This window comes from Polaromonas sp. P1_G4, from assembly GCF_056405475.1.
Genome location: NZ_JBFUCA010000290.1, coordinates 1 through 5,489 on the forward strand (window position 1 = coordinate 1; position 5,489 = coordinate 5,489).

Consider the following 5,489-nt stretch of genomic DNA (forward strand, 5'->3'; position numbering starts at 1 on the left):
GCCATAACGTTGGCAAACATGTCCCAATGGTCGAGCGGCGCTCGGCCCTGCGCCGCTCGCTGCTTGACCGCCAGCTGGGTCTTTGTCGGTGGTTTCACGGCTGGCGGCACGCCCACGCCCTGCTGCGGACCCGGGTTTTGCGCAGAGGCATTTTTCTTTCTGAGTAGCATGATGTTTCCTTTCAGGTTCAGAATGTGAAGCCCGGGCCAGCCACCCACCGGACAGGGCTCAGCGGCGGTTCGGTCAGGGTCTTGTCATTGGCCATTTCGCGCAGGCTGCTGAGGTCAAGCCGGGGAGTCGCGCCGCGCCAGCGCCAACGGCGGCAGCAGGCAGCGAGCCGAGATAGCGACGTGTCGACGGCTTGAAGGCGGCGTCCCTCGCAAAATTGGCGCGACGCGCCATCCTGGCCCATACCATGCTTTACCTGCCCGGCGCGATGCGCGCTCTCATTTTCCTGCCTGCTTGTACATGTCGGCGAGGCCGGCGCGCTGTTCGGTGACAACGTCCTTCAGATGGTTTTCATGCGTGGCATCGATATGTCCGGTGCTCCGGATGCGCGTGAGCATCTCAAGCTGGCGGTCCATACCCCACTCTGCGTCCTTTTTAGGCACCACGCCCTGCTGCGAAGGGTTATCGAAGGGACGGGCATCGTGAATCGTCGGTTTGCCGAAGAGCGTCGCGGGTGTGGCTGTTGACCGGAACTCGACCTCAAGCGTTGCCGCGTAGTGGTCCTGSGTCGTGCCCATSGGGCCGGCGAAMGGTACCTGGCCATGATGAGCGTTCAGCAGGTAGGCGCGGTGGTGCTCGACCACTGCACCGCTTCCGGTCGTGAGCTTGCGCCGGTGTTGCGTTTTATTCATCGCCGAAGCCGGCAGGCGTTTGCTCAGAGAAGCACCGGCGCCGCTTTTCCTCGAACTGCCGGCTGCCTGGTGCAGGGAGTCGGGACTCATGTGGTCGACCTCAACCGGTGCCTTCGATGGGGTCTTTTTGTAGACCGACTGCTGCGCGTGCGTGCCGATGACTTTTTTGGGGCCGCGTATCGGCCCATAATTGCTGGGCGCCGGGCCCAGCCTGTCCTTGGCGGTCTGGTCCGCTGTGTACCGTCTCGATGCCATGGTCAAACTCCTGGTGGGTTAAGAAAAAACGCGGGGTTATCCGCGCCACGTGTCAAAAGCCGTGCGTTTTATAGAGATCAGCCAGTTCACTACGCTGCTCGGTCACCACATCCATCAGGTGCTGTTCGTGCTCGCCCGTGATGTGCCCGGTGTTCTGGATGCGCTTGAGCATGTCGAGCTGCCGGTCCATACCCCATTCGGCATCGAGTTTCGACACCACTCCCTGCTGCGACGGCTTATCGAACGGCCGCGGATCGTGAATCGTCGGTTGACCGAACAAGGTGGACGGCGTCGCGGTCGAACGGAACTCGACCTCAAGCGCCGCCGCGTAGTGGTCCTGGGTTGTGTTCATGGGGCCGGCGAACGGTACCTGCCCGTGATGCGCATTGAGCAGATAGGCCCGATGCGCCTCGACCGCGTTGCCGCTACCGGTTGTGAGCTTGCGCCTGTGCTGGGTCTTGTTCATCGCAGCGGCCGGCAGCCGCTTGCTCAACGATGCACCGCCACCGCTCTTGCGCGAGCTGCCAAGGGCCTGGTGCAGCGAGTCGGGACTCATATGGTCGACCTCGACCGACGCTTTCGACGGTGTTTTTTTATAAGTCGACTGCTGCGTGTACGTGCCGAGCTCCTGCTTCACGCGTTTGATCGGCGGGAAGTTGCTAGGAGCAGGACCAAGCAGGTCCTTGCTGATCTGGTCGGCTTTGCGTTTGCGGCTGGCTGCCATGGTCGATCTCCAGTTAGGGTTGAAAATGCTTCAGGAAGGTCCAGGCGGCGCCGCCCTTCATCGAGTAACCGATTGCCTGATGCAACGAGCCGGGGCTCATATGGTCGACCTCCACCAATGCGCCCGATGACGCCTTCTTGCAGGTCAATTGCCGCGCATGGCTACCGATCTCGAGCTTGGGCTGCTTGACTTTCGGGTGACAGCTTCGCGCCGGTTCGAGCTTGCTTTTGCCGATCTCTCCAACCCTTCCTTTGCATTCCATGGTTTCTTCTCCTTCGGTTGAAAACAGAGTCAACGCACCAGCGGCTCCCCGATGCATTCGCACACGGCCGCGAGCCGGCGCTCGAGTTCGTCGTGAGTGCAGGCAAGCGYGCCAGGCAGCGCGAGGTGCATGAACCGGTAACCCACATCGTCGCCGCGCGACTCGTGCCCGAGCGTGTCAAAACCGGCTTTTTCAAGCAGCCGGTGCGAGCGCGTGTTGCCCTCGTGTACCGAGGTGAACAGGTGCCGCACCGGGCCACCGGCGAGGCTTGCCGTCAGCAGCCGCACCGCACGCGCACCAAAGCCAGTGCCTTGATGCTCGACACCTATCCAGAAATGGATATGCGCCATATCGGCCTCGCGGCGCAAACCGACGGCACCGACAAAACCTAAATTCCGGTGAACCACTGCATATTCGGTCCCCTCGCTGCCGCCTACATGGGCAAGATAGGTTTGCGCCTCTGCTTCACACGTAATTGGCGGCAATCCGGCCACCACGGCGATGTTCGGGTCCCGGTATTGATGCAGCCATGCCGGGATATGCAGGACATCAAGTGGCTCGAGCGAGAGCTCATCGTCGCGCAGCGCGTCGGCTTCATACCAGTTGCTGGCCTGCCAATTGGCCAGCCGGCGCTCCAGCAGCTCATGCATGCCTTGTGCCTCAGGATGACCGGCATCCAGGCGCAGACATTCCCGTACGACGCGCAATGCAGTGGCGCTGCGCCCGGTTTCCGCCTCCAGCCGCGCACGCAGCAGCAGCTGATCGATGCGAGAAGCCGTCGGCGAATCGCTGTCGGGAGTTTCGGCGAGCACATCACGCGCCAGCGCCCACTGACCCACATGCACCAGCAGGCGTGCCAGGCCTGTCCCGGCATCACAACGCTGACGCTGTGTCATGTGCTGCCACGTGCGTGTCAGGCTGCGGTGCAGTGTTTGCAGTGCACCTTCGTCCGCAGCGTCCAGCAGGCGAAGATCAAGGCTGTCGAGGATGGATTGGAGAGCCCAGGGATCATGACCCGAGCAGCGAAGGCGAAAATTGATTTCGTCAACGCTCTCCACAGGACTGTGGGGAGCCCCGTGCCACCAGCGCTCCGCTGGATGGTCTTCATCTACCGTCTCGACCAGACTGCTCCAGCTTGCGGCATCCATGCCGATGGCATCGTCGCGGCAGGCCATATGCTGAATGCATCCCGATGCGCCCCACTCCAGATGCGCAACATGTGCGCCGGCGCTTTCCTGATGCATGCCAAGCGCATGGAAATTGACCGGCAGTCCCAGTTCACCAGGAGCGAGTTGTTCAGGAAGCGCCATGCAGTTAAGCCTGATCTGCCGCTCATCGGCGACTCCCTGGTCTGCCGCCAGCAGCAAATAGCGTCCGGCAGAAAAATCGGCAAGCGCATCCAGCAGGGACAGTGCGGCGTTTGAAAGCAGAACAGTGGCACTGATCAGGCTGGCGCGGTAATGGCCCAGCAGCGCGGAAGCGGCTGAGGCAAGCTCATCCTCCGCCAAAGCCTGCCATTCGGAAACCAGCGCAAAACGGCCTTCGCTGCCTGGCTGCGCCTGAACCCGCGCCTGCAATAGTTCGCCGTAGTGCACACCGTACAGTTCTGCCGGCAATGCGGAGAACCCGCCTGCCGTCATCGCGACCACCGGGTTGCGTGACCCGAACAGGGCAAAGCGGTTCGCACCGAGCAAAAGCGGGTGGCCGCGCCGAGCCTGCCAGCTCGCCTGGTCAAGCCAGCCGCGCGCGACAAAAGGCTGAAGTGCCGGCTGTTTGAGCAGCGCCAGTGCCGGTTCTTCACCGGCCAGCGGGCACAGCACATACCGGACGGGCCAGCCGAGCATGCCGCAGGCATGCATCTCATCGCGCAAAGTGGTCAACACCATCGCAGCCAGGGCGCCGTCATCCGGACCCACGTTCAGGATGTAGAGTGGTTGCGACAAATCCAGGCTGCCCAGGCGTTCAAGCCTGCTCCAGTACATAACTACGGCACGCGCCCAGGCGCGCCCCAAGCGCGGGCCGGTCAGGGCGGCAGCAATGCCCGAACGCTCCTTAAATAGAAGGGACGGCAGTTCGCAAAGGTTTTTCCAGACCGAAGCGGCGATATCCATCGCCACTGACGGGGTCGACGGATCAGTCCCCAGGGAAACCGGTACGAGAAGCCCTTGGGGTTCAGATGATGCGATCATGTTTCCTCCCGCGCTGCGGGTGTTTCAAGCCCTACCAATTCGAAGATATTGAGTTGGCCGCCAAGACGGATAAACACTTCCTTGTAGAGCTCTGCGGTGTTGAGCCGTCCCCATTCGATCGCACGGCGTATCAGGTAAGGCGCCGGGCTGTGCGGATCCATCTTCAGCAACGCCTCCACCAGTTGCTCCAACATTGCGTAAACCTGGCGCCGGTCATCGATGGCCCACATCTGGTCACCCACAATGACCGTTTCGTCGGACCCCGCAACGGTGCCAGGCCCCGGCTCGGAATCCCCGCTCACCGTCGCCAGCTTTATCCCGCGCCGCTGCAGCTCAGATTCGGCCAATGCGTGCAGTTGAGCCAGCAAGCCGGCCAGCGCCGACAGACTCGGTCCGTCCACCGCGAAATGGCGGTCGATGCTGTCCCTGAGCAGTTGCATCGCTCCCAGCGCATCATTCAACTGCTGGTGCAGCGCCTGATACCAGGCCAGGGGCGTCGCGGCCATCGCTGCAGTGATCGTTTCCGTGCTGGCATGCTCCTCCTCATCAGCGCTGCTAGCTGCGGCCGCGGCGGCCGGGGCCAGTCGTTCGCGGTGCATGGCAACTTCCCAATCGGCGAGGTTGTAATTGCGATGCATGCCCGTTGAAGTCATGGCGAGCTGCTTGAGCACAAACGGCAAACGGTTGTTGAGCGAACGCAGGATGTTGGCTCGGTGTTCGCCGCCGGAATCAGCGTCCTGGGGGTAGAGATCGTCCCAGTAATCACGCAACAAGCCATCAAGCAGCAAAAGGCTGGGAGCTATCGCAGAAAACCCATGCTGGTTCACTTCGGCCTCAAGCAGCCAGGCAGCGACCTGCAGGTCCTTGGATTTGGAACAAAGGGCCTCGGTGGCGACACGGCTCACCACTGGCCAGTCCGCTCGCTTGAGCTTGTGCTCCCACGGACCCAACGGCAAACTCGCATCGTCCTCGCGTCTGGCGTTCTGGATGGTGTTGTAGACACCATTGCCTTTGACCGAATAACCGGCGGGATTGCCCGCGTCGATCGGGTCGAGCAGGGTCTCGAGCGAACATCCAAGCCGTTCGCCGAAGTAACGCTGTGATCGGGTCATCAATTCAGTGTTCATGGTTTTGCTCGCTTTTGCGTGGAAACATCTTGCCGCTGCGGTGCAGACTTGGGGAAAGGTCCCGGCCAGACC

General features: G+C 61.9%; 5 protein-coding genes. All 5 read right to left on the reverse strand.

All coding sequences use genetic code 11. The annotated features are described in order from the left end of the window. Positions 1-446: 446 nt before the first annotated feature. Complete coding sequence (locus AC1D1X_RS14640) at positions 447-1,115, reverse strand: hypothetical protein (protein WP_477669969.1); 669 nt, start codon at positions 1,113-1,115, stop codon at positions 447-449. 52 nt (positions 1,116-1,167) lie between these two features. Then, the gene (locus tag AC1D1X_RS14645) at positions 1,168-1,839 is read right to left on the reverse strand and encodes a hypothetical protein (protein WP_477669970.1); all 672 of its coding nucleotides are present in this window, start codon (positions 1,837-1,839) and stop codon (positions 1,168-1,170) included. A 13-nt stretch (positions 1,840-1,852) separates the two neighbouring features. Then, on the reverse strand, positions 1,853-2,101 hold the full coding sequence (locus AC1D1X_RS14650; RefSeq protein ID WP_477669971.1) for a hypothetical protein: 249 nt from the start codon (positions 2,099-2,101) through the stop codon (positions 1,853-1,855). Between the two features lie 29 nt (positions 2,102-2,130). Then, positions 2,131-4,290, reverse strand: coding sequence for a GNAT family N-acetyltransferase (locus AC1D1X_RS14655; protein ID WP_477698533.1), 2,160 nt, complete (start codon positions 4,288-4,290; stop codon positions 2,131-2,133). Continuing rightward, the coding region (tssA, locus tag AC1D1X_RS14660) for a type VI secretion system protein TssA (protein ID WP_477698534.1) at positions 4,287-5,489 on the reverse strand (1,203 nt) is incomplete at its 5' end. The genes tssA and AC1D1X_RS14655, both read right to left, overlap by 4 nt.

Excerpts from the sequence above, each read along its gene's own strand:
- AC1D1X_RS14645 (WP_477669970.1), bottom strand. The coding sequence starts at position 1,839 with ATGGCAGCCAGCCGCAAACGCAAAGCCGACCAGATCAGCAAGGACCTG.
- AC1D1X_RS14650 (WP_477669971.1), bottom strand. The coding sequence starts at position 2,101 with ATGGAATGCAAAGGAAGGGTTGGAGAGATCGGCAAAAGCAAGCTCGAA.